General features: G+C 34.0%; 21 protein-coding genes. 10 read left to right on the top strand and 11 right to left on the bottom strand.

The annotated features are described in order from the left end of the window. Positions 1-31: 31 nt before the first annotated feature. Together J2Y60_RS08705 and murF are read right to left on the bottom strand one after the other, a co-directional pair. Positions 32-991: a hypothetical protein gene (locus J2Y60_RS08705; RefSeq protein ID WP_309920684.1), complete on the bottom strand. Its 960-nt coding sequence runs from the start codon at positions 989-991 to the stop codon at positions 32-34. Positions 992-1,130: 139 nt separating this feature from the next. Beyond that, complete coding sequence (gene murF, locus J2Y60_RS08700) at positions 1,131-2,441, bottom strand: UDP-N-acetylmuramoyl-tripeptide--D-alanyl-D-alanine ligase (RefSeq protein ID WP_309920687.1); 1,311 nt, start codon at positions 2,439-2,441, stop codon at positions 1,131-1,133. A gap of 61 nt (positions 2,442-2,502) precedes the next feature. On the opposite strand from murF, the gene J2Y60_RS08695 reads away from it, so the two are divergent. Together J2Y60_RS08695 and J2Y60_RS08690 are read left to right on the top strand one after the other, a co-directional pair. Continuing rightward, a complete protein-coding gene (locus tag J2Y60_RS08695; RefSeq protein WP_309920691.1) occupies positions 2,503-4,731 on the top strand; it encodes an FG-GAP-like repeat-containing protein in 2,229 nt (742 codons plus the stop codon). A gap of 217 nt (positions 4,732-4,948) precedes the next feature. After that, positions 4,949-7,450: a DNA translocase FtsK gene (locus tag J2Y60_RS08690; RefSeq protein ID WP_309920694.1), complete on the top strand. Its 2,502-nt coding sequence runs from the start codon at positions 4,949-4,951 to the stop codon at positions 7,448-7,450. A 317-nt stretch (positions 7,451-7,767) separates the two neighbouring features. Here the strand turns inward: J2Y60_RS08690 and J2Y60_RS08685 are convergent, their stop codons facing one another. The 4 genes from J2Y60_RS08685 to J2Y60_RS08670 all read right to left on the bottom strand — a co-directional run bounded on the left by J2Y60_RS08685 (position 7,768) and on the right by J2Y60_RS08670 (position 9,169). Next, a complete protein-coding gene (locus tag J2Y60_RS08685; RefSeq protein WP_309959078.1) occupies positions 7,768-7,941 on the bottom strand; it encodes a GxxExxY protein in 174 nt (57 codons plus the stop codon). 41 nt (positions 7,942-7,982) lie between these two features. Continuing rightward, a complete protein-coding gene (locus tag J2Y60_RS08680) occupies positions 7,983-8,171 on the bottom strand; it encodes a GxxExxY protein (protein ID WP_309920702.1) in 189 nt (62 codons plus the stop codon). Next, complete coding sequence (locus tag J2Y60_RS08675) at positions 8,162-8,527, bottom strand: hypothetical protein (RefSeq protein ID WP_309920705.1); 366 nt, start codon at positions 8,525-8,527, stop codon at positions 8,162-8,164. The genes J2Y60_RS08680 and J2Y60_RS08675 overlap by 10 nt, the downstream gene beginning before the upstream one ends. 210 nt (positions 8,528-8,737) lie before the next feature. Beyond that, positions 8,738-9,169, bottom strand: a complete 432-nt coding sequence (locus tag J2Y60_RS08670) for a peptidylprolyl isomerase (protein WP_309923083.1) — start codon at positions 9,167-9,169, stop codon at positions 8,738-8,740. A gap of 251 nt (positions 9,170-9,420) precedes the next feature. On the opposite strand from J2Y60_RS08670, the gene J2Y60_RS08665 reads away from it, so the two are divergent. The 4 genes from J2Y60_RS08665 (at position 9,421) to J2Y60_RS08650 (ending at position 12,212) form a co-directional block, all read left to right on the top strand. Beyond that, entirely contained in the window at positions 9,421-9,663 is a 243-nt protein-coding gene (locus J2Y60_RS08665) for a CBU_0592 family membrane protein (protein WP_309923085.1), read from the top strand. Then, positions 9,660-10,325 carry a cyclase family protein gene (locus tag J2Y60_RS08660; protein ID WP_309923087.1) on the top strand — a complete coding sequence of 222 codons (666 nt, stop codon included), beginning with the start codon at positions 9,660-9,662 and terminating at the stop codon, positions 10,323-10,325. The genes J2Y60_RS08665 and J2Y60_RS08660 overlap by 4 nt, the downstream gene beginning before the upstream one ends. Positions 10,326-10,336: 11 nt before the next feature. Then, positions 10,337-11,515, top strand: coding sequence for an MFS transporter (locus J2Y60_RS08655; RefSeq protein WP_309923089.1), 1,179 nt, complete (start codon positions 10,337-10,339; stop codon positions 11,513-11,515). Between the two features lie 133 nt (positions 11,516-11,648). Next, positions 11,649-12,212, top strand: coding sequence for a DNA-3-methyladenine glycosylase (locus tag J2Y60_RS08650; RefSeq protein WP_309923091.1), 564 nt, complete (start codon positions 11,649-11,651; stop codon positions 12,210-12,212). Positions 12,213-12,305: 93 nt separating this feature from the next. On the opposite strand, the gene gatC is transcribed toward J2Y60_RS08650, so the two are convergent. The 4 genes from gatC to J2Y60_RS08630 form a co-directional block, all read right to left on the bottom strand. Then, the gene (gene gatC / locus J2Y60_RS08645; protein ID WP_309923093.1) at positions 12,306-12,593 is read right to left on the bottom strand and encodes an Asp-tRNA(Asn)/Glu-tRNA(Gln) amidotransferase subunit GatC; all 288 of its coding nucleotides are present in this window, start codon (positions 12,591-12,593) and stop codon (positions 12,306-12,308) included. Between the two features lie 24 nt (positions 12,594-12,617). Next, positions 12,618-12,800, bottom strand: a complete 183-nt coding sequence (locus J2Y60_RS08640; RefSeq protein WP_309923095.1) for a hypothetical protein — start codon at positions 12,798-12,800, stop codon at positions 12,618-12,620. Positions 12,801-12,883: 83 nt separating this feature from the next. Beyond that, the gene (gene gltX / locus J2Y60_RS08635) at positions 12,884-14,380 is read right to left on the bottom strand and encodes a glutamate--tRNA ligase (RefSeq protein ID WP_309923097.1); all 1,497 of its coding nucleotides are present in this window, start codon (positions 14,378-14,380) and stop codon (positions 12,884-12,886) included. A 10-nt stretch (positions 14,381-14,390) separates the two neighbouring features. Next, a complete protein-coding gene (locus J2Y60_RS08630; protein WP_309923099.1) occupies positions 14,391-14,759 on the bottom strand; it encodes a Rid family detoxifying hydrolase in 369 nt (122 codons plus the stop codon). A gap of 185 nt (positions 14,760-14,944) precedes the next feature. On the opposite strand from J2Y60_RS08630, the gene J2Y60_RS08625 reads away from it, so the two are divergent. The 4 genes from J2Y60_RS08625 (at position 14,945) to J2Y60_RS08610 (ending at position 21,083) form a co-directional block, all read left to right on the top strand. Continuing rightward, the gene (locus tag J2Y60_RS08625; protein ID WP_309923101.1) at positions 14,945-15,997 is read left to right on the top strand and encodes an aminopeptidase; all 1,053 of its coding nucleotides are present in this window, start codon (positions 14,945-14,947) and stop codon (positions 15,995-15,997) included. Between the two features lie 11 nt (positions 15,998-16,008). Further along, positions 16,009-16,803: a DUF3108 domain-containing protein gene (locus tag J2Y60_RS08620; RefSeq protein ID WP_309923104.1), complete on the top strand. Its 795-nt coding sequence runs from the start codon at positions 16,009-16,011 to the stop codon at positions 16,801-16,803. Between the two features lie 181 nt (positions 16,804-16,984). Continuing rightward, positions 16,985-19,588: a hypothetical protein gene (locus tag J2Y60_RS08615; protein WP_309923106.1), complete on the top strand. Its 2,604-nt coding sequence runs from the start codon at positions 16,985-16,987 to the stop codon at positions 19,586-19,588. A 7-nt stretch (positions 19,589-19,595) separates the two neighbouring features. Then, entirely contained in the window at positions 19,596-21,083 is a 1,488-nt protein-coding gene (locus J2Y60_RS08610; protein ID WP_309923108.1) for a hypothetical protein, read from the top strand. 341 nt (positions 21,084-21,424) lie between these two features. Here the strand turns inward: J2Y60_RS08610 and J2Y60_RS08605 are convergent, their stop codons facing one another. Beyond that, a complete protein-coding gene (locus J2Y60_RS08605; RefSeq protein ID WP_309923111.1) occupies positions 21,425-23,050 on the bottom strand; it encodes an NADP-dependent glyceraldehyde-3-phosphate dehydrogenase in 1,626 nt (541 codons plus the stop codon). Between the last annotated feature and the right edge of the window lie 169 nt (positions 23,051-23,219).

Genomic DNA, 23,219 nt, shown 5'->3' with positions numbered 1-23,219 from the left:
GAGGCTGGAAGAATTTCCAGCCTCTCTATTATTATTTTACTTCAAAACCTCCTGTTCCGATTTTAAAGCCTTCTGTAAAGACTTCAACAGTATATTTGCCCGGACGATAAGGAGCGCCACGATCAAAATAAAATTCAGCATGTAGGTTTTCATTATCAAATGTCATGTCTCTTCTGATGGTAAAAGCCAAGTCTTGCCCGTTGTATTCAAAATTGCCCGAGCCTAAATCTGTATCAAAAAGCGTATATCCATCAGGGTCAAGAATCCTGATTAAAACAGTTTTCTTACCTTTTTCGGTAAGGTCATTTCTATTCAATTGAACAGCAATTTTGATTTTGCCCAATTTTTTAGACTTGTATCGGTCGTCTTCAAACTCCTTACCTTTTTCAGTTATACCAATAATTTTTATAGACTCTGCCCTAAGTGCGGCTGCACGAGTAACCTTTTCGGTAAGAATCTTATTAATAGAAGATACTTCTTTGTTTTGAGCCCTCGCTTCCTCAACGCTCTTCGTCAAGCCATTTTTTTCGTTTTTAAGGGTAGAATTTTCGTTAGTCAGACTCGAATTCTCGTCTCTTAACTGAACTAGTTCTGCTTCTTTAGCAATAAGTATCGACTCATAATTTTTTATCTTATCCGCATAATTTTCTTTGATGTTCTCTAAAGTTGCATAACGTTTCGTTAACTCACTTTTATCTTTTTCTAAAGCGGCTTTGGCTTTCTGTAACTCAGAAACATCCCCTCCTAGTTTCTCAACTTCTTCAATTTGAGCTTCCAATTGCGTCGTAATTGAATCTAGCTTTACACGAGTTTCAGCCAGTTCCATTACTTTAGTATTGATTACCTCTTGTTGATTGGCTGATGTTTCCTTAGACTCAAAAAGCATGTATGCCAAGCAACCCGCAATCAAAACTACCAATACTAATACAGCCCTTAAAATATTATTTGTATTGGGCTTTGGGGTTAATTCTTCGCTTGATAAGTTATTCATGATGAAATGGATAAATTTTTAAAAGAATGTTTTGGTTTTCAAAAATCCGTCAAAGATAATACAACATTTTCACTAAATATTTCATTACCAATATAATCGGTGATTAATAAAGACGAATACTCTGTTTAAAAACCAATGATTATCCTAGAAATTGCAAAACGCTTTCTAAGCCCATTCCTCTTGAACCTTTTACGAGGATATGAGTATCACTAACGGGATAATCCTGTAACCAATTGTGTAAACCAAATTTATCTGGGAAATAATGTACTTTCATAATCGGTAATACTCTTACTGCATTTTCCATTAAGTGCCCTGCCAAAAGGATATAATCGAAGTTACAAGCTAATAATAATTTGCCTATGGCTTCGTGTTCAGCAATTGCTTCTTCCCCAAGCTCGAACATATCACCCAAAATCACCATCTTTTTCCCTACTTTCAGGTCATTAAAATAAGTAATAGCAGCCGACATTGACGAAGGATTAGCATTGTAAGCATCCATCAAAACCATGTTGGTACCTTTTTGAATAAATTGCGAGCGATTATTATTAGGAACATAATCTGCAACGGCTTGGCACGCTATTGAAGTTTCAATATTAAAAAACTGTCCGATTCTAATGGCTGCACAAATATTTTGGAAATTATAAATGCCTGTTAAGTGTGACGTATAGATATTTCCTGATAAATCTTCAAAAACTACAAAAGGACTTTCTTCAAGAATATTTACGACATTTTCAAAAGTTGGGTTTTTATTAGAAGTATAAACGATTGTTTCTTTAAAATTATAGCGCTGAATCATATCATAGGTAGGTTCAGACGCCACATTTACGAAAACCGTTCCATTATTTGCACTCAGCCAATCATACAATTCACCTTTGCCCTTCTTTACGCCTTCCATCCCTCCAAAGCCCTCTAAATGTGCTTTGCCGATGTTTGTAATAAATCCGTGAGTGGGTTCTGCAATTTCTACTAATTCCTTTATATCTCCTTGTTTATTGGCACCCATTTCAATAATGGCAATTTCAATCGTTTCGTCGATTGCCAAAATGGTTAGTGGAACGCCAATGTGATTATTCAAATTCCCTAATGTGGCGTAAGTACAATATTTTTTTGATAAAACGCAATTTATTAACTCTTTAGTTGTCGTTTTCCCGTTTGAGCCCGTCAATCCAATAAAGGGAATAGCTAGCTGTTTGCGATGAAAATTAGCCAATTGTTGTAATGCTTTTAGGCCATCTTCTACTAAAAGATATTGCTCGTTTTTTACATAAAAGGCATCATCCACTACTGCATATTTTGCTCCTTTGGCCAATGCTTGTTCTGCAAAAGCATTAGCATTGAAATTTGGGCCTTTCAAAGCAAAAAACATTGAGCCTTCTCCAATTTTACGAGTATCTGTAGATACACTAGAACATTCTTTATACTTTTGATATAATTCAGTAAGCGAAATCATTATTTTATTCGTTATGTATGTGTCTCAAATTCGAGATTCATGATTTTTCGACAAATATTACATGAAAAAATTAATTTTACTTTTATTCCTGTCAAATCTTGGTAAAAGCTTTGCTCAAAATTTTACCTTTCAATACAATAATAGTTTTAAAGTAGTCCAAAATGGACAAAGTTTACCTAATACCTTTGCGGGTGGATTAAATGCTCCGCAATTCTCAAAATGTAATTTAGATAATGATGGTGTTGAAGACTTAGTTGTTTTCGACAGAACGTCCTCTAAACTCAGCACTTTTCTTGCTAAAAAAGACAACACAGGTAAATATTATTGGCAATATGCCCCTGAATACGAAACGGCATTCCCAGCTATTCAGCATTGGATATTATTGGTAGATTATGATTCAGACGGCAAAAAGGATATTTTTACTTATACACCCGCAGGAATTAAAGTTTATAGAAATGTTTCTACTGACAAAATAGCGTGGGAACTCATCACCGACCCATTGTATAGCACTGGTTATTCGGGTAAAATAAATTTATATACGGCTTCGACTGATATTCCTGCAATTGTTGATATTGATAATGATGGCGATTATGACATCGTAGCGTTTGATTCTTCGGGGAATTTCTTCCTCTTTCACAAAAATTTCAGTCAGGAAAACTACAAAGATAATAATCATTTAGAGTTCAAAAGAATAGGCGATTGTTGGGGAAATTTCTTCAAAGAGCATTTTGATGATGCACGCTTCAATCAAGACTGTGGAGCGAATGTTCCTGTGGGTGGTAGTACAAACAATGGCGCGAATGGTCAAAAGGTTGAACATTCGGGAAATGCATTATTGGTATTGGACTTAGATGGAGATGGTTTAAAAGATGCCCTTTATGGACACATTTCAGCCAACAGAGTAGCTGCTTTGAGTAATAATGGTACTAGCAATCAAACTATCTTTACGAAAGCAGATTACTTCTTCCCTAACCAAAAACCGATTGACTTTGCTATCTTTCCAGCGATATTCTATGAAGATGTAGATTTTGATGGCATCAAAGACATTATTGCCGCACCAAATGGCTATGATAATGCGCTACAAACAGTAGATTATCAAAATGCTGCATGGTTTTATAAAAATAATGGGCAAAACAATAACCTAAACCTTACTTTCCAACAAGCTAATTTCTTGCAAAATACCATGGTGGATTTAGGAGAAAATGCTAGTCCAGTGCTGGCTGACATTGATGGTGACGGGGATAAAGATTTGTTGGTTGGCAATGCAGGGAATCGAGGAGATAATGGCTACAGAGCCAATATTACCCTTTATGAAAACAAAGGAAACAATACTTTTGAACTGAAAACAACGGATTTTCTGGATTTATCAAAATCTCAACAGTTATTTGAAATCAAACCATTTGTTACTGATATGAATGGAGATGGTACGGATGATTTTGGTTTTACTGCCAATACTTTTAATGGCATGACGATTCAATATATCCCAAACAGAGCAGCCAGAAATCAAGCTTTTTCATTAAAACTGTCTGAAATAGTTTCGTTGCCTAAAATCAATAATCTATCCAATGGCGATTCGCCCTTATTTTTTGACTTAGACAACGATGGCAAAAAGGATTTATTAATCGGAAAAGGTAGTGGTAGAATTGAGTTTCATAAAAATACTGGGAGCAGTACAAGTCCAATTTATACTTTGACAAAAGAAGAACTAGGCGGACTTACCTCAGATTATCTTTCTGGAAATGTATCGCTGACTGTAGCAGATTTGAATGGTGATGGCAAAGTTGAACTCATTACAGGAAACAGAGACGGAACATTCAAGGTTTTCAAAAATATCATTGAACAAAACCAAGACCTTTTCAAAGAGGATTCTTCAGGAGTTTTAGATGAATTTACAGGCAAGCATGCCCATTTAAAATTAGGAGGAATGCTTTCGATTACAGTGGGTGATTTAGACGGAGACGTTATTCCCGACTTTATTGTTGGTACCAATGCAGGTGGTTTAAAATTCTTGAAAGGCACTACTAAATTTACGGTTACTGGCAACGAAGAAAGCAAGACAGCGGTTATTTATCCCAACCCAACCAATCATTTTGTTTATATCAAAAATAATTATTTAGCAGAGTATCAGCTCATCGACTTTACAGGCAGAACGCTCTCTCGAAAAAATAGTACTAGTCTGAATGAAGATATATTTTTCGATTTAAGTAATTATAGTAATGGTACTTATTTTATCAGAATAATTGCAGAAGGAAAAGGCATGGTTACCGAAAAAGTATTGCTTAATAAGTAATAAAATCAGCCAAGAGTTACGTGGATAAAAAGCGTTAATCAGGATTTTAAATAACATTTTTAATTTTTTTCGCAAAAAATACCTCAAAATTGCGAACTTTGGAATAATACAGTTACTTGGCATAAGGCTAATGGTTATGAAAATTTGAGCTTCAATAGCGAAACTATCCATCCTCAAATACTTAACCATTTGTAACTCGCCGAGAACCAATTTTAATATGGCAAGAAATATTCCAAAAAATACAGAAAGAACCAAAGAACGAAATCCTTCCCCGCAAATTTCGTTTGACTTTAATATAAAAAAAATAATCCAAAGCGAACAACTACATTTCGTTTTGGGTATCCTGTTTATACTCTTAGGAGTATTTATGTTTTTTTCGTTTTCATCACATCTTTTCACAGGCGATGCTGACCAAAGTGAAGTTGAAGACCCACTTCAATCGTCGATTGAGCCTTTAAAAAAACAACCTAAAAATCCATTTGGCTTATATGGAGCAAAGCTTGCCTATTTGTTGATTTTTAGACTTTTCGGCTGGTCTGCCTTTTTGCTTGTCCCTATTTTATTGACTGCTGGCTATAAACTTGCCTTTAAAAAAGAAATTATTCCGCTAGAGAAATTAACTTGGCAATCATTATTCTACATGATTTGGCTAAGTGCTTTCCTTGGTTTTTTTGTTTTTATGTTAGAAGCAGAAGAAAAATGGAGTAGCCTTTGTGGAGGTATCGGATATTTTGTCAATGAATACATGTATGGGTTCATTGGTTGGGCTTCTTTTTTTGTAATCACTTTTGTGCTAATTGTTTTTGTGGTGTATTACTACAAAGTAGATACCTCTAGTTTGGTAGCAAAACCAACTGATGAAGAACACGACACAGTTGTGAGGAAAGTAGAAGATGATAAAGATAATATTGCAGACGCCAAGAATATCAAAAGAGTTAGAGAAAACTTTGAAACGATAGTAGCTGAAGAAGAACCCGAAGATGATTTACCAATCAATCGTGAAGACAACTTTGATGAGGCCAATATTCGTCCATACCTTCCTCCTATTATCGAGACACCTACTCCCAAAGCAAATGCTGTAAAAGGGCCAGTGGCTTTGACAATTGAGAATATTGAAGACATTCCAGAAATCATAGAAGATACTGATGAAGACGCGCCAGTCTTGGAAGTGAATGATTCGGTGAATGATGAATTATTGAAAAAATTTGGTTTATACGACCCAATGTTAGACTTACCTCATTACAAGTACCCAACACTTGATTTAATGAAAGAGTATGACATGGGTAAGCCTAATGTTTCGCAAGAAGAATTGAAAGCCAATTCAGACAAAATTGTGGAGACATTGGCTAACTATGGGATTGGCATTGCTTCTATCAAAGCTACGATTGGCCCAACAGTTACGTTGTATGAGATTATTCCAGATGCTGGAGTAAGGATTTCTAAAATCAAAAATCTTGAAGATGATATTGCCTTGTCATTGGCAGCACTAGGAATTCGTATTATTGCACCGATTCCGGGAAAAGGAACGATTGGTATTGAAGTACCTAATAAAAATCGTGAGATGGTGCCTGTAAAAATGGTGATTGGCTCTGAAAAATTCCAGAAATCAACTGCAGAATTACCTATTGTTTTAGGGAAAACGATTAGCAATGATATTTTCATTACCGATTTAGCCAAAATGCCTCACTTATTGATGGCTGGTGCTACAGGACAAGGAAAGTCTGTTGGGTTGAATATGATTCTGACTTCGTTACTATACAAAAAGCATCCATCTCAATTAAAATTCGTGTTGGTTGACCCCAAGAAAGTTGAATTAACACTTTTCAATAAAATTGAACGACATTTCTTAGCAATGTTGCCAAACGCTGCCGAAGCCATCATTACAGATACCAAAAAGGTGGTTCATACGCTCAATTCGCTTTGTATAGAAATGGACAATCGCTACAACCTTTTGAAAGATGCAGGTTGTAGAAATTTGAAAGAATACAACGTAAAGTTTGTGAACAGAAGGCTCAATCCAGATAAAGGGCATTATTTCATGCCTTATATCGTCTTGATTATTGATGAGCTAGCCGACTTAATGATGACGGCTGGAAAAGATGTAGAGCAACCTATCGCTCGTCTAGCCCAGTTAGCCCGTGCCATTGGTATTCACTTGGTTGTGGCTACGCAACGACCATCAGTAAACGTAATTACAGGTACTATCAAGGCAAACTTTCCTGCGCGTCTTTCGTTTAAAGTTACGTCAAAAATTGACTCTAGAACGATTTTAGATACGGGTGGAGCCGAACAATTAGTAGGACAAGGAGATATGTTACTTTCGATGGGTTCCGATATTATTCGTTTGCAATGTGCTTTTGTAGATACCCCAGAAGTAGAAGATGTCTGTGAATTTATTGGCAATCAGCAAGGTTATGATTCTGCTTATATGTTACCAGAATTTGAAGGTGATAGTGATGGCGGTGGTAACGAAAAAAGTGATTTTGACCCAAGTAATCGTGATCAATTTTTTGATGAAGCAGCCCGCTTAATTGTTACCCATCAACAAGGCTCAACATCGTTGATTCAGCGTAGGTTAAAATTAGGATACAACCGTGCTGGACGTTTAATTGACCAATTAGAAGCAGCTGGCATTGTAGGGCAATTTGAAGGTTCTAAAGCGAGAGAAGTATTGATAAAAGACTCAGAAACGTTAGAAAGACATTTGAAAAGTTTATGATTTTTTTACCCGCTGATTTACAGAGATTAAAAACGGAGATTCTCGCTGATTAAAAATATCCATAAATCAGCAAATCTTTTCTGCAATAATCTGTGGGAATATTTTTTACCCGCTGATTTACAGAGATTTATAAAACGCTGATGCTCGCTGATTAGAATCTCCGTAAATCTGCGAATCTTTTCTGCAATAATCTGTGAGAATATTTTTTACCCGCTGATTTACAGAGATTTATAAAACGCTGATGCTTGCTGATTAGAATCTCCGTAAATCTGCGAATCTTTTCTGCGATAATCTGCGGGAATATATTTGAAAAGATTTTAAAACTTATTCACCTTTCTGAAAATACTTTTAGAAATATCATCTGTATTAAAATTTATTAGAAGTCCGAGTTTCAAACCAGATAATTTGAGGTAAGTAATTACTTGTTTATGATGTACATCCAATAAATTTTCAATTGATTTTAATTCTATAATTACTTTATTCTCAACCAACAAATCTAATCGATAGCCAACATCTATCTACTTTAATAGTTTCATAAATCATATTTAATAGTTTCATAAATCATAGGCAAAGCTACTTGTGATTTCACCTCTAATCCAGCTTTTTCAAGTTCAAATTTCAAAGCAGCTTCATAAGCAGACTCTAATAAACCAGGACCTAGATTATTATAAACATTAAAAATACATCCTCTAATTTTATAAGAGATTTCATTTATTTCCATATAGTTTTATTATTTAATAGATGCAGATTTGAAATAGATTTTTCAAACAACTCAAAAATAATAAAATCAATGACAGTTTTTGCACAACTAACGAGAATTTTTACCCGCTGATTTACAGAGATTAAAAACGCTGACTCTCGCTGATTAAAATCTCCATAAATCAGCGAACCTTTTCTGCGATAATCTGCGGGAAAATATTCTAATGCTGATTTACACAGATTAAAAAACGCTGACTCTCGCTGATTAAAATCTCCATAAATCAGCGAATCTTTTCTGCAATAATCTGCGGAAAAATATTCTACTTGCTGATTTACACAGATTAAAAAACGCTGACTCTCGCTGATTAAAATCTCCATAAATCAGCGAACCTTTTCTGCGATAATCTGCGGGAAAATATTCTACTGCTGATTTACACAGATTAAAAAACGCTGACTCTCGCTGATTAAAATCTCCATAAATCAGCGAACCTTTTCTGCGATAATCTGCGGGAAAATATTCTACTTGCTGATTAAAATAAAAGAGGTCACCTTTATCAGATGACCTCTTTCACATTTAAGCAATGATTATTAACCAATTGCTACTAATTCAATATCAAAAATCAAATCTTTCCCAGCTAAAGGATGGTTAGCATCTAAAGTAATACTTATATCTGTTACTTCAACTACTGTTACTGGCATTACTTGTCCAGATCCATCTTGGTGCATATTTAATTGCATCCCTACTTCATAAGGAATATCAGCAGGAAGTTCAGCTTTAGGGAATACTGCTAAATAGTCAGCATTCACTGGTCCATAAGCTTGTTCAGCAGGAATATGAACAGTTTTTTTCTCGCCAATAGTCATTCCAGTGATGCCCTCATCAAAGCCTTGGATAACCATGCCAGTACCTAATTCAAACTCTAAAGTTTCACGTCCCGCCGAACTATCAAATACAGTTCCGTCCGTTAATCTTCCTGTGTAATGGACGTTTACTTTATCGCCCGCCTTTGCTTGTGCCATTTTATCAATTATTTTTTAAAATTTCGGTAAAGGTCGTAATTTTTATGGAAAACTTAGTTTTCATCTGGTAATTATTACTAATAATCAAGACAAAAAGCCTAAGATTATATCATCATTATGCATAAAAAACAGTCCTTAATATCAGCGTAACAGCTTGTATCTATAACGTATTTGCATAATTAAGCAGTTATGATATATTATCATTTACTTGCTTTCATAAATCAATGTATCTTTGTAAAAACCTAAAATTGATGTACTTAATCTTTGTTGAAATTATTGGTTGGATTGGGTCAATTCTCATCGTCGGAGCATTTGCTTTAAACGCTTTGAATAAGATTTCGTCTACCTCCATAAATTATCAATTGGCTAATCTTTTTGGAGCTATCTGTTTTATCATTAATACCCTTGAACACAAAGCATACCCTTCCGTTTTTGTAAATGTAGTCTGGGTAATTATTGCAGTTATTGCGATTATAAAAGCTAGAAAGAAATGAAATTTATCGATTTAAGCCATGTTATTGAAGAAGGCGTAGTGACTTACAAAGGTATGCCTGCACCTGTTATTTGTGATTTCTGGACGCGTGAAGAATCTAAAAGTTGGTACGAAGAAGGAACATCTTTTCAGATAGGAAAAATTGAAATGGTAGCCAATACAGGTACTTACCTAGATACGCCCTTCCATCGATATGAAGACGGAAAAGATTTATCTCAAATCCTGATTGAACAAACTGCTTTATTAGACGCTGTACTGATAAGTGTTCCGTACTATAAACAATTAAGCATTGATAAATCATTTTTTGAAGGATTAGATTTAACAGGAAAAGCCGTTTTAGTGCATACTCGTTGGGATGAAAAATGGAAGACTGACGAATATTATAGTGGCAATCCTTTTTTAACGGCCGATGCCGCTGAATATCTGGTGAGTCAACGAGTAAAATTAGTCGGTATCGATTCACATAATATCGACGACGTATCAGGAAAAGCTCGCCCGGTACATAGCATTTTACTCAAAAACGAAATCTTGATTGTAGAACATTTGTGTAATTTAGGCGAAATTCCTACAGATACTTCTTTCAAATTTTCGGCAACACCTCCTAAAGTAAAAGGGATGGGGACTTTTCCTGTCAGGGCCTATGCCGTCATTGAAACCCTTTAGATTTATTCACATTGAGACCAAAATACTTACTTCCAGTAGTCATTTTTGCACAATTTTCGGGAACATCATTATGGTTTGCCCTGAATGCAGTGTTGAAAGATTTACAGCAATTATATCCAGACACATCCAATTTTCTGAGTAGCATGACCTCCTCTGTACAATTGGGATTTGTCATTGGTACGGCTATCTACGCCATTTTAACCATCAGCGACCGCTTTTCGCCTGTAAAGGTATTTGTGTATTCTACGTTGTTAGCAGCTTTTTTTAATTTGCTGATTGTCTGGATACCTGTTAGTTTCAAGGAATTGCTTATCATTCGTTTTGCTGTCGGTTTTTTCTTAGCGGGTATTTATCCCGTCGGCATGAAAATCATGGCAGACTGGTATGACAAAGGTTTGGGAAGAGCCTTGGGATATTTAGTAGGGTCTTTAGTGTTAGGCACTTCATTCCCACATTTTATTGCTTTTTTCTCTCTTAGCATCCATTGGCAATCTGTCATTATTGCCACATCAATTATTGCTTCATCTGGGGCTTTATTAATGCTTTTATTCATTAAAGATGGTCCTTTTCGTAGAAAGGCAGGACGATTTAACCCAAGAAGCATTATAGCATCTTTTAAAAACCCCTCCTTTAAAACCTATTCATTTGGCTATTTCGGGCATATGTTTGAGGTCTATACTTTTTGGGCTTATGTACCTATCATGATTCAACAATACAATCAACATAGTAGCTATTCTTTCAATATTTCATTGTGGTCATTCTTAATTATTGCTTCTGGCTTGATAGCATGTGTATTGACAGGTGAGTTTTCTGCTAAATTCGGGAGTGCCAAATTGGCTTTTGGTTGCTTGTCATTTTCGTTAATATGTTGTCTTTTTTCTGTTTCTTTTTCACAAGTCAGCCCTTTTGTCTTCATTACCATCATGTTGGTTTGGGGAATGAGCGTAGCTGGCGACTCTCCACAATTTTCTGCCTTAATTTCACAAAATACCAATCCTGAATATCGAGCATCATCCATCACCATTGTAAACTGTATTGGTTTCGCTATTACCATTATTAGTTTACAAATTTTACAATTTGCGACCAAATATATTACGGAGGAATACGTTTACTTAATTTTGGCAATAGGCCCTATAGTGGGATTAATAAGTACTTTTAAAAGCACTTTTGAGGTAAGGTATAAGGTTTAAAATGTTGCCCTCAAGCACTACTATATAAGAGATGTCAACTTTATCACTAGCGAGGGACTTGAGTCCCTCGCTAGTGATAAAGTTTTCATTTTCAAACACTTACAAATAATCATTCGTATATTATTGACAAACAATGCTTTTATTAACATCAGATACATTAACAATCGCTAAAGGTCTATTAGGGTATCGCTTAGTGCATGAAAGTGAAGAAGGGGTAACCGCAGGAATTATTGTAGAAACCGAAGCATATCTACAAGATGACCCCGCTTGTCATGCTTATCGAAAAAAGAGTGTTCGCAATGCCCCCATGTTTGGTGTGCCGGGTACGGTATATGTATATCAAATATATGGCATGCACTTTTGTGTGAATATTACCACTAACAAGAAAGATATAGGCGAGGCCGTATTGATAAGAGCTTTAGAGCCTATTGAAGGTATTCCACTGATGGAAACGAGGCGTAATACTACTATTTTGAAGAATTTATGCTCTGGTCCAGGGAAGTTGGTGCAGGCAATGGGCATCCATAAAGGCATGAACGATTGGCATGTTTTGGACGGTGAGTTAAAATTACTTCCTCCAGTCAACGATTATTCCAATGCTGACATTATTACAACTACCAGAATCGGCATTACACAAGGAGCTGAATTGCCTTATCGATTTTATTTAAAGGGTAGTCCTTTTATTAGTAAACCTTAGGTTTTAACGCTTTGAGGTGGTTCTTCATGTTGATATCATATATCAACATGAAGAACCACCTCAAATACATTTTGTAGTTGTTCTGTGAAGGCACTATTCCATCACTTTTGGCACTCTAAAATATTCTCCGTCTTGTTTTGGAGCATTTTTTAATCCTTCTTCTCGGCTAATGCTTTGAACTACTTTATCTTCACGCAAAGCATTGATTTCTAAACTCATGTGGGTCAATGGCTTTACGTTTGATGTATCTATTTCATCTAACTCAGACATCCAGTTTAGTACAGACTCCAACGACTCCTTTATTTCCTTTTCAGCAGATTCGGGCATTTCCAAACGAGCTAAATGAGCAATCTTTTGTAATAATTCTTTATCTATGTTCATCTTTATCATGTATTGAAAGAGAGTTTAAACTTCGTCTCTCCCTCTCAATTTTTTATCGTCCATGTGTTTGTTCAAAAACTCATTGATTTTTTCAATGTCAATACTTCTATTGATTTCACCAAAAGAATTAATTGAAATATCGAATCCATCAAGTTCATTATGAACTTTTGGAAGTTCTTTTTTAGGAGTTTCTTTTTTCTTTGCCATTGTCTGAATTTGAAAATTTGGAAGTTCAAAATTAGTGCATTCAATAGATTAATTACTCATCACTCACCATTCACAACTCATTATTACAAGGTATTCAAAGCCTTCTCTAAACGTGCAATTACAGCTTCTTTTCCGATGATTTCCATCGATAACATCAAGTCGGGGCCTGCTCCTACCCCTGTGATAGCCACACGCAAAGCCTGCATTACTTTTCCCATTTTAATGCCTAGTTTTTCTAATTCTGCATGCAAAACGTGCTTAATATCATTAGCTACAAAATTATCCAATGCAGGTAAAGCATCTTTAAAGGCAGTAATTCCTTTTTTAGCATCATCATTCCATTTAGAAGCTACAACGGCTTCATCATAAGTAACGGGTGCAATGAATAATGCCTCAGCCTCTTTTGTGATTTCTTGTGGAAAAGTAACTCTTTCTTTGAATAAGCTTACAATTTTCAAAGCTTTGTCCGATTCAAAGTTAGGTAAATATTCTTTGGCTAACGTTTCATCAGAACGTAATTTTAAATATTGCTGATTGAACCATTTAGCTTTATTAATATCGAATTTAGCACCTGCTTTATTGATTCTTTCTAAACTAAAGCTTTCAATCAATTCTTCCATTGAAAACAATTCTTGTTCTGTTCCCGGGTTCCAGCCCAAGAAAGCCAAGAAGTTTACGACAGCATCACTCAAATAACCTTCTTCTCTGAATCCTTTGGCAACAGTGCCATCAGGATTTTTCCATTCCAATGGGAAAACTGGGAAACCGCCTAAATCAGCATCACGTTTTGAAAGTTTTCCATTACCTTCTGGTTTCAGCAACAATGGTAAATGGGCAAACAAAGGCATGGTATCTTCCCAACCAAAAGCACGGTATAATAATACGTGTAAAGGTGCTGAAGGCAACCATTCTTCTCCACGAATCACGTGTGAGATTTCCATCAGGTGGTCATCTACTACGTTGGCAAGGTGATACGTTGGCATTCCGTCCGACTTCATCAATACTTTATCATCCATCGTTGATGAATGTACATGTACCCAGTCGCGGATGATATCTTTAAAACGAATTTCTTCTTTGGCTGGTACTTTCAAACGAATAACATAAGGCTCGCCTGCTGCTATTTTAGCCAGTGTTTCTTCTTCTGAAAACGTCAAAGAGTTTTTTAATCGACTACGCGTTGCAGCATTGTACTGAAAAGCCGAACCTTGGCTTTCAAAAGTTTGACGCATTGCATCCAATTCCTCGCTTGAATCAAAAGCATAATAAGCTTTTCCTGAATTGATGAGTTGCATCGCATAATCCATATAAATAGGCTTACGTTCTGACTGTCTGTAAGGGGCATGTGGGCCACCTACGCTTATTCCTTCATCAATCGTAATACCTACCCATTTGAGGGCTTCTATGATATAGTCTTCCGCACCTTCTACAAAACGAGTTTGGTCCGTATCTTCAATACGTAGTAACATTTTACCACCCAGTTTTCTGGCTAGTAAATAATTATATAATGCTGTTCTTACACCACCTACGTGCAAAGCTCCTGTTGGACTTGGTGCAAAACGTACTCTTACTTGATTTGACATTTTTTGAAAATTAAATTACAGCAATACAAGAAATCTCTACATTTACATCTTTTGGCAAACGTGCCACTTCTACAGTTTCACGTGCAGGAGGATTCTCTGAAAAATATTCACCATATACAGCATTGATGGCTGCAAAATTATTCATGTCTTTTACAAAAATAGAAGCCTTTACCACATTAGCGAAAGTCATATCGGCTGCTGCTAAAATAGCTTTTAGGTTTTCCATTACTTGACGTGTTTCATCCTGAATACTTGCTCCAGCTTCTGCCAAAGCAAAAGCAATTTGCCCTGAAATATACAAAGTTCCGTTAGAGAGTACTGCCTGCGAATATGGCCCGATGGCTGCGGGTGCTTTTTCAGTGAAGATGATTTGTTTCATTGTTGATTTGTATCGTTATTGGTTTCCCGAAATTTTGTGCAAGTTACAAAATGATTAGCTGTTTTAAGGCATTTATTCAAATCATGATACTTTTGTAAGGGGCAAATTCGTAGACTATCTGTATATTCCAAGATATTTTCAATAATTTGCCTTTGTTTGCACTAATAAATTAAAACATACAATTCATGGTATTAAAGATTCGTCGTAAATATAATTTTTGGTTATTGTTTATCGTACTATTGGTTATTGTCCTTTTTTGGCAACGAGTTTGGGTTGTTTATCTATACCAACAAGCCAGAGGAGGGTTGGATGTTGCCTTCAATACTCGTCCGCTTGAAGAGGTACTGAAAGATAAAAATGTTCCTGATTCATTAAAAAAACGCATTTTATTGATTGGCGAGATAAAGCGTTTTGCCATTGATTCTTTGGGCTTACAGGATAACCCAAAAGTATACCAAACTTTGTATGACCAACAAGGAAGGCCTTTGGTATATTTGTTGACTGTAGCAGAGCGGTATAAAATGGAAGCAGTGATGTTTAATTTTCCATTTATTGGCAACTTTACTTACAAAGGTTTCTTTGATTCAACGGCTGCTTATCAGGAAGAAAATGTTTGGAAACTACAAGGCTACGATACAGAGATGGGACAAGGGGCAGCATATTCTACCTTGGGCTGGCTACCCGAACCTATCTTAAGCAGTATGCTTTACTACTCTGATGGCAAATTGGCGAGCCTGATTATTCACGAAATGACACATGGAACGATTTTTGTAAAAGATGATCATGAGACGAGTGAGAATCTTGCCAACTTCATTGGCGATTATGGTGCAAAACGTTTTTTAATTTATAAATACGGCAAAGAGTCTCCACAGTTCCAAAAGAAAAATCAATCTAAAGAGGTGCGAGACAAATATATAAAGCACTTAAACAGAGGGACTTTGAAATTGGATAGTCTTTATAAAACTTTTGAAGGCAAAAAAATTTCTGACATACGCAAGGATTCATTAAAGTATGCGTTAATTGAGGAAATTGAAATAAGTCAGGATACTATCTTAAAAAAATCAACGGCTTTACCTAAACCTAAAATTGACAGGAAGGATTTGCCAAACAATGCTTATTTTATAGGGTTTAAAACGTATAATTCTAAACAAAATGAGTTTGAGTCAATCTTTCAAAAACAATATAAAGGGAACTTCGAACATTTTTTGAAGTCCATGCAAAAAAAATATAATCAGTAATCTGCGCATATATGAAAAAAGTATTTTTGATAATAATTCTCTTGGTTACGGCGATGAGTTTCAAGTCATCATTTCAAGAAAGGGTAATCGAACAAGATAGTTTTACTACTGGCGAACATATAGAATATCGTGTGCATTATGGTTTTGTGAATGCTGCGGAGGCCATTGTGGATGTAGATAACAAACTACAAAATGCTAATGGTAAACCTTGTTATAAAGTTGGTATCGTAGCTAGAACTGTGGGGGTTACCGATTGGATTAGTAAAGTACGCGATACTTGGACATCCTACATCGATGCATCTATGATTTTACCTCAGCAGTTCTATATGAACAAGCATGAAGGAAATTATAAAAAAGAACAAAGAGTAATTTTTAACCATAATAACAATACTGCAAAATTGTTTGAAATGGATGATTCGCAAGAGAAGAAAACGTATAATCTGCCTAAGTATATTCAGGATGTGGTAAGTGGTTATTACTTTATCAGAACGATTGACTTTTCAAAAATGAATGTGGGTGATTCTGTACCTGTTACATTCTTTTTTGAAGGAGAAGTGTATAATATGCGATTGAAGTTTCGTGGCAAAGAAACGATCAATACAAAGTTTGGTAAAATTAGCACTTTTAAAATCACCCCTCAATTACCTAAAAACAATTTCTTTCAAGACGAAGAATCTGTAAAAATGTGGGTAACGGATGATGAAAATAAAATTCCAGTAAGAGCAGAGGTTTCTTTAAAAATTGGTGCTTTGGCACTAGACCTTAGGAAGTATTCTGGCTTGAAGCATGAATTGAAGTTTAATTGATTGATAGCTGTCAGATTTAAGCATTGAGTAATCAGCTTTGATTTTTATACCCTAGTCCCCTACTTTGCATAGTGTTGACACTATGCAAAGTAGGGGATTTTGATATTTTATAAGTTTATCTGTAAATTACTTCTATTTAGCAAAGTTCAATATAAATCTCAGATTACAGCCTAAATTGGTCATGACAAAAGTTAATTCGAATAAAAAGGAAATCCAAAAAAGTGTTGAACTTGGAAAAAGAAATAAACTCCTAATTCCAAGAGTTAAAACTTGGTGCAAACATATTCATATTGAAGATAGATCAGCTGGTTTAATTACTGAAATGTATAATGTACCAACCAATCTTTCTATTTCATGCCCCCATACTCATAGAGGATTCACTGCCTTTCATTTCGAGTCAATTGCTAGAGATTTTATTCTAGAAAATTGTCTTCAATGCAAATATCACGAAGAAATTCATGAAAAAAATTTTGGAAGAGAAATTATAGAATTGAAAAAAAAATGGGATGAAGAAATATTAAGAGAAAAAGAGGAAATCGCAAGAACAAAAACACTTTTTAAAGAACAAGTAAAAGCAATTAAGCATGAAGATAGTACAACAATTACTGAGCTATCTATTATTAAAATTATTGATGAAATAGAGTCAAATAAAATTGAAAAATCTCTTGAAATACTAGAAGCAAGTAAACTTTCTCCTTTATTCTTTAATAATATCTCTATTGACTATTTATGTTTATTTTTAGATGAAAATGATATTGACAGACATATAATTGAATCAATATATAATGTTTCAAAAGTTAGAGTCAATTTTTCAAATTTTGCAATAGAAAGATTGCTTGATAGTATCAAAAATAAAATAAATGATGACGTTTCAGCAATACTACTCAATATACTCAGTAATAAATGGCTTGAGGAAAACAAAGACTTTGTTATATCTATCGTTGATAACCTTCAATATGAACGTCAAATGGGAGATTATTATGATAAAAAATACTCATACCCTCATTCTATTGAATTAATTTTTAAAATTTATTCTTTAAACAAAGAAACGCTACAAAAACATATTAAGAATAGATTATTTGTTAATAATAAATTGACGAGAATCAATACAAATGGTTTATTACAAGAACTTATTGAGAGAGACTTTACTATAGTAAAAGAATTCATTGAAGAGTTATTTTTTTCACTCGAATTAGACGATGATGGCTATAATGAATCCGCAGATAATTTTACATGCAAAACTTTATTTTTGCTCTATGAAAAAGATTCTACGTTTGTTAAAAATAATTTAATTAAATGTTTAAATCGATTAAGTAAGGGAGCTATAATAGAGCTTTTAGTCTTATTTGAAAAAATTATTATTAAAGGCAATAAAGAAGATAGTCAGGAACTACTATTAATAGTAATTGGCTTTATATCAAATAAAACTGAAAACACAGACGTAGTAAAAGCCTCAATTAATATCATTAAAGAAGTAACAGAAGAACGCCTAGAACTGATAGATAATGATTTTAATAGCCTTACTGGAATTTTAATTCACTTATTTGAGAGAATAAAATCTTATAATCATTATAAAGAAGAGATTTCTACTAATATCGTTTCTACATTTAACCCTTTGCAAAATTTAGACCCTTATGAGATTGAAACATTAAAATTCACCTTCAACAATAATTTCAGTCAACTTAAGGATATTATTGAGTTTTTTATCTCAAAAGATAAGTCATTGAATAGTCTTAGACATATTATTTCAATTATTAAAGAATTGGATAGTAAAAAGGATGGGCAATTAAAAGGTATTTTTATCTCATTATTGAAAGATGCTTCAAATGACCCTTCTTTTATTGCAGATTTTTTACCTCAAATTCATAGCTATATTCTAGATATCGACTCATTAGATGTTAGATTTGAAGGCATGAATTTTCTAATAAAAATTTTCGACAAATTTCCCCAGCTTATCACACAATCGTTTATAGATATAATCAAAGTATTTTTGAATGATGTAGACCTTGTTATAAGAAAAAAAGCTTTAGAAGTGTATTATTTTATATTAAAGCATTACCCTGAACAAGTAACTAATCAAGATATTGAGACAATATGTAAATGTCAAACCAACAATTACATAATAATACATCAAGAAGCTAACAAGCTATCTTATCGAATATTTACATTCTTGACACCTAAACAGAGAGAGCAGTGGTATATTAATTTAATCTCATGGGAATCTTCATATTTTAAAAATGAGAATTTAGAATATAGCAAAAATTTAGTTAATATAATTCTATTTTATAGTAAAGAAATGAATATACAATTTCATGATAATGTTACAAAACTTTACTATGAAAAATATTGTGACTCTAATTATTACATTGCCATAGAATTTATAAAAAAATTAAATAATATTGCTCAAACTAATACTAATTTGATAGAGTTTTGGTTAGTTCAATCATTAAAGTTTATTGGGAAATTAAAAGTTGATAGTTTTTATAGTCATGAAGACATAATTGCTCCATTTTTCAATACACTTTATTATCAAACAAGCTCTTTGATAATCCAAAATGATAAATTATTCTCTGATTTTATAGTAACTCGAATAAAAGTTAGTGACTATAGAACAATTCTAAAATTATTACGTGTTTTTGCATATTATAGTTTACATGAAGTTTTGAATAGAAATTGCCATTTATTGAAGGAAAATATTCCTGTTGTGAAATCAAATAATTATTTACTGAAACAAATAAATATTTTTCAGAGTATTGCTCAACAAGAATTGAATATTAAACATTGATTAATAAATGAGAGAGTATAAAGAAGACCTTTTAATTGTCCAAAAAGAAATCAGACTTCAGCTATTATCATTTGCAACGAATTTCGATTTTTCTTCTATCAAAGCAGTATTGGAAAAAGAGAAAGAATTTTTAGAAAAAATAGAGCGTTTACAAAATGAATCTAATAACCATCCAGAAGAACATTTCTTCCGAACGTATAGGTATTTATTAGCTTCTATCTTTCACCTCTTGAAATTTGCACAAAAAGAATTGAATGGAGAAATTTCAAATCATCTAAAAGCTGCAAAAACTAATATCAATTTAATTGATTTAGAGACAATATCTTACATTGAAGAATTTAAAGAGAATATTATTAATTTGAGACTAAATATATTAAATGTCGAGGATATTAATGATGTAAAAAATATCATTAATATATTTAGTAAAATTCAGATTCCTTTTATTTCAGACTTTCCAAAACAAAAAACATTTTTGTATGAAGAAGAATACAAAGAGGCACAGATTCCTAACAAAGAATTAATTAATGTTTTATCCTTCAACTTATTTATCGATGATGAACCTTGGCCAAATCCTAAAATCCTAAAACCTAATGTCAGTTATAAAATTTCAGGAAAAGTTAATCTTAATTTTTGGCCTGAAAACTATGATAAACTTATAATTAAACCTCTAAGTACAACTGACAACGATTGGTATGTGTTCTCTGTACCATTTATTCAATTTAAGAAAAATGAAATTGAATATGTAATTGAAGGAAATGTAATATTTAAATACCCTCAAAATAGTATAGACGATAATATTTGCATTAAATTATTTGCATATTTTGAAAATGATTCAAATAAAAAATATCCAACTCTAATAGGCTATGATCAATTGATTTTAAAAGTTTTTGACTTCAATTCACACCAAATTAATACTGGATTTAAGATGATGGATAAAGCTGCTCATGAAATTTTAGAAAAAATAAATGAGGACCTTTATATTGATAAAGAAGAAAAAAGCAATTTTATAAAACTATTACAAGGGGTTTTAAATTATCAAGGATTTTCAATTCAACATGGTATATTTAAAAATGTTGATTCGATGAAAGAGGACGTGTTTAGAGATAAATTAATCCAACACTTAATTGGGTTACAATATTTGGGTGAAAATATAACTAAAGAGGGTCATTTATCTGGTGGCAGAGTTGAAATTTCATATAACGGTATTATTGCAGAATTAAAAGTTGAAAATAATATTTCAGATAGAAAAAAAATGATTGAAAAATATCAGAATCAACCTGTTGCTTATTCATCAGGTAATAGTAAACAACTTTCTATACTGTGCATACTTGATTTAACTGAAAAACTAAACCCTCCTGCAAGTCCTATCAATAATATCTCATTTGTATCGCCTAAACTACATGGATTTCAGAGTGAGGATATTGGATACAAATCGGGAGTTGCTGTAGTAATTATTGATGGGAACACCAAAAAACCAAGTGATTATAGTAAATAAATTACTAACAACGATAGCTATAAAACTACTCTACTTTTTTGCGACACCTCTCGTCGTAGTTATCGTACCAGTACAAATACTAAAAAGTTTCCTACAAGGAATTTAATTTTGAGATAAAAAGTTCCTTTTACTTCAAAGAATGCCTGACATAAGCCGTAACACTACTCCAAGTGATTGTACATTGATAACTATCAGTAAGCGACCTTGAAGCTCTCGGGTATTTTATCAAATTTATTTCAAAAAGAAACCTCTGCAAAGTAATTTTTTGCAGAGGTTTACTTTTTTGAAATGATTATATCAAAACCTCATAGCTCAAGGCTGACAGCTCAAAGCTAAAAAAACTACCAAATAAAACGAGTAGAAAGGAATGTTGATTCTTGGTTTTCTACAATTTGGTTGACGATAGCTTTGTTCTCAGCAGTCTCTTTCGTTGCTACTACTGTTCTAATAGAGAACGAACGCAAAGCAGCCGTTACGGAAAGTGTTCCTTCTGCTGAATCTTTACGACCAGTGAAAGGGAAACCGTCTGGTCCACGCTGACATTGTGAGTTAATATTTACACGCGAAACTTGGTGTACAGCCACATCCATTAATTCAGAAATTTGATGAACATCTTTACTGAAAATAGATACTTGCTGACCGTGCGACGATTCAATTAAGTAATTAATTGGTTCTTGAATATCACTGAAAGCTACTACTGGAACAAGAGGTCCAAATTGTTCTTCATGCCAAACTTTCATTTCTCTGTTTACAGGATATACCAATGCAGGGTAAACAATAGATTTGAAAGATTCTCCACCACCTTCATTTACAACTTTTGCTCCGTGTGCAATGGCATCGTCAATCAATTCTTTCAAGTAAGCTGGTTTGTTAGGCTCAGGAAGTGGCGTAATGTTTACTCCTTTTTCCCACATTAAACCTAATTTCAACTTACCGATTTCTTCAGACATGCGTTTGTTGAAAGCATCAACCAATGATTCGTGTACCCACATTATTTTCAAAGCTGTACAACGCTGACCATTGAACGATAATGAACCTAACATACATTCTTTCACGGCTAATTCTAAATCAGCACTTTCAGTAACGATGGCAGCATTTTTAGCATCTAGTCCTAAAATAGCTCTCAAACGGTTTACTTTCGGGTGCATTTTTTTCAATTTATCCGCTACTTTCGACGAACCAATCAGGGTTAAAGCATCAATTCTGCCTGATTCCATCAATTGAGGAACTACTGAATTTCCACGACCGTAAATTGTATTGATTACCCCAGCAGGGAATGATGTACGGAAAGCCTCCAATAACGGGTAGTGCAATAAAGTACCATGTTTTGGTGGCTTAAACATCACTACATTTCCCATAATCAATGCAGGAATCAACGTAGTGAAAGTTTCATTCAAGGGATAGTTGAATGGCCCCATACACAAAACAACACCAAGTGGAGAACGACGAACCTGTCCGATAATTCCCTCTTCAATCATAAATCTTGAAGAATTACGGTCGATGTCTTTCAATGCACCAATAGTATCATAAATATATTGAACGGTACGGTCAAATTCTTTTTGTGAGTCACCCAAAGATTTACCGATTTCCCACATCAATAATTTCACAACCTCATCACGTTTCGTAATCATCTGTTGCGTAAACTTCTCAACACATTCTATACGGTGAGCAACAGACATGGATGGCCACTCGCCACGACCATGGTCGAAAGCTTTTACGGCAGCATCCAAGATTTCCATCGCATCTTCCGGATTGGTGATAGGATACGAACCTATTCTTTTTTGTTCTAAACCGTTGGCAGTCTGAACATAAACAGGAGACCAAACATCTTGGGTCTTCCCAGCCCACTGACGCATCTCGCCGTTAACTAAATACTCACGTTGCTCAATCGGCTCTGTGAGATTATATTCCGCTGGAATCTGAGCTTCGGTTGGAAAAAAAGTTTCTAAGTTTTTTACAGAAGACATGAATTTTAATTCTTAAAAAAGTACAATGATTTAGATTTTTGTCTTGGCAAAGTTTAAAAGAAAGGAGTTTCAGCAAATGAAGTGAGACTATTTTATTTTAATAATCATAAATATACTACAAATATTCCTATTTATTGATTTGCAGTTAAATTTCATTGATACTAATTTA

The organism is Arcicella sp. BE140 (assembly GCF_031456255.1).
Lineage (GTDB): Bacteria > Bacteroidota > Bacteroidia > Cytophagales > Spirosomataceae > Arcicella > Arcicella aquatica.
Note: the sequence above shows the minus strand (reverse complement) of the source record. Positions and strands in the feature narration are given on the sequence as shown.

Excerpts from the sequence above, each read along its gene's own strand:
- gltX (WP_309923097.1), bottom strand. The coding sequence starts at position 14,380 with ATGTCAAATCAAGTAAGAGTACGTTTTGCACCAAGTCCAACAGGAGCT.
- J2Y60_RS08630 (WP_309923099.1), bottom strand. The coding sequence starts at position 14,759 with ATGAAACAAATCATCTTCACTGAAAAAGCACCCGCAGCCATCGGGCCA.
- J2Y60_RS08660 (WP_309923087.1), top strand. The coding sequence starts at position 9,660 with ATGAAATTTATCGATTTAAGCCATGTTATTGAAGAAGGCGTAGTGACT.
- J2Y60_RS08665 (WP_309923085.1), top strand. The coding sequence starts at position 9,421 with ATGTACTTAATCTTTGTTGAAATTATTGGTTGGATTGGGTCAATTCTC.
- J2Y60_RS08695 (WP_309920691.1), top strand. The coding sequence starts at position 2,503 with ATGAAAAAATTAATTTTACTTTTATTCCTGTCAAATCTTGGTAAAAGC.
- J2Y60_RS08705 (WP_309920684.1), bottom strand. The coding sequence starts at position 991 with ATGAATAACTTATCAAGCGAAGAATTAACCCCAAAGCCCAATACAAAT.
- J2Y60_RS08670 (WP_309923083.1), bottom strand. The coding sequence starts at position 9,169 with ATGGCACAAGCAAAGGCGGGCGATAAAGTAAACGTCCATTACACAGGA.
- J2Y60_RS08610 (WP_309923108.1), top strand. The coding sequence starts at position 19,596 with ATGAGAGAGTATAAAGAAGACCTTTTAATTGTCCAAAAAGAAATCAGA.
- J2Y60_RS08605 (WP_309923111.1), bottom strand. The coding sequence starts at position 23,050 with ATGTCTTCTGTAAAAAACTTAGAAACTTTTTTTCCAACCGAAGCTCAG.
- J2Y60_RS08650 (WP_309923091.1), top strand. The coding sequence starts at position 11,649 with ATGCTTTTATTAACATCAGATACATTAACAATCGCTAAAGGTCTATTA.
- J2Y60_RS08615 (WP_309923106.1), top strand. The coding sequence starts at position 16,985 with ATGACAAAAGTTAATTCGAATAAAAAGGAAATCCAAAAAAGTGTTGAA.
- gatC (WP_309923093.1), bottom strand. The coding sequence starts at position 12,593 with ATGAACATAGATAAAGAATTATTACAAAAGATTGCTCATTTAGCTCGT.
- J2Y60_RS08640 (WP_309923095.1), bottom strand. The coding sequence starts at position 12,800 with ATGGCAAAGAAAAAAGAAACTCCTAAAAAAGAACTTCCAAAAGTTCAT.
- J2Y60_RS08690 (WP_309920694.1), top strand. The coding sequence starts at position 4,949 with ATGGCAAGAAATATTCCAAAAAATACAGAAAGAACCAAAGAACGAAAT.
- J2Y60_RS08675 (WP_309920705.1), bottom strand. The coding sequence starts at position 8,527 with ATGGAGATTTTAATCAGCGAGAGTCAGCGTTTTTTAATCTGTGTAAAT.
- J2Y60_RS08680 (WP_309920702.1), bottom strand. The coding sequence starts at position 8,171 with ATGGAAATAAATGAAATCTCTTATAAAATTAGAGGATGTATTTTTAAT.
- J2Y60_RS08620 (WP_309923104.1), top strand. The coding sequence starts at position 16,009 with ATGAAAAAAGTATTTTTGATAATAATTCTCTTGGTTACGGCGATGAGT.
- murF (WP_309920687.1), bottom strand. The coding sequence starts at position 2,441 with ATGATTTCGCTTACTGAATTATATCAAAAGTATAAAGAATGTTCTAGT.
- J2Y60_RS08625 (WP_309923101.1), top strand. The coding sequence starts at position 14,945 with ATGGTATTAAAGATTCGTCGTAAATATAATTTTTGGTTATTGTTTATC.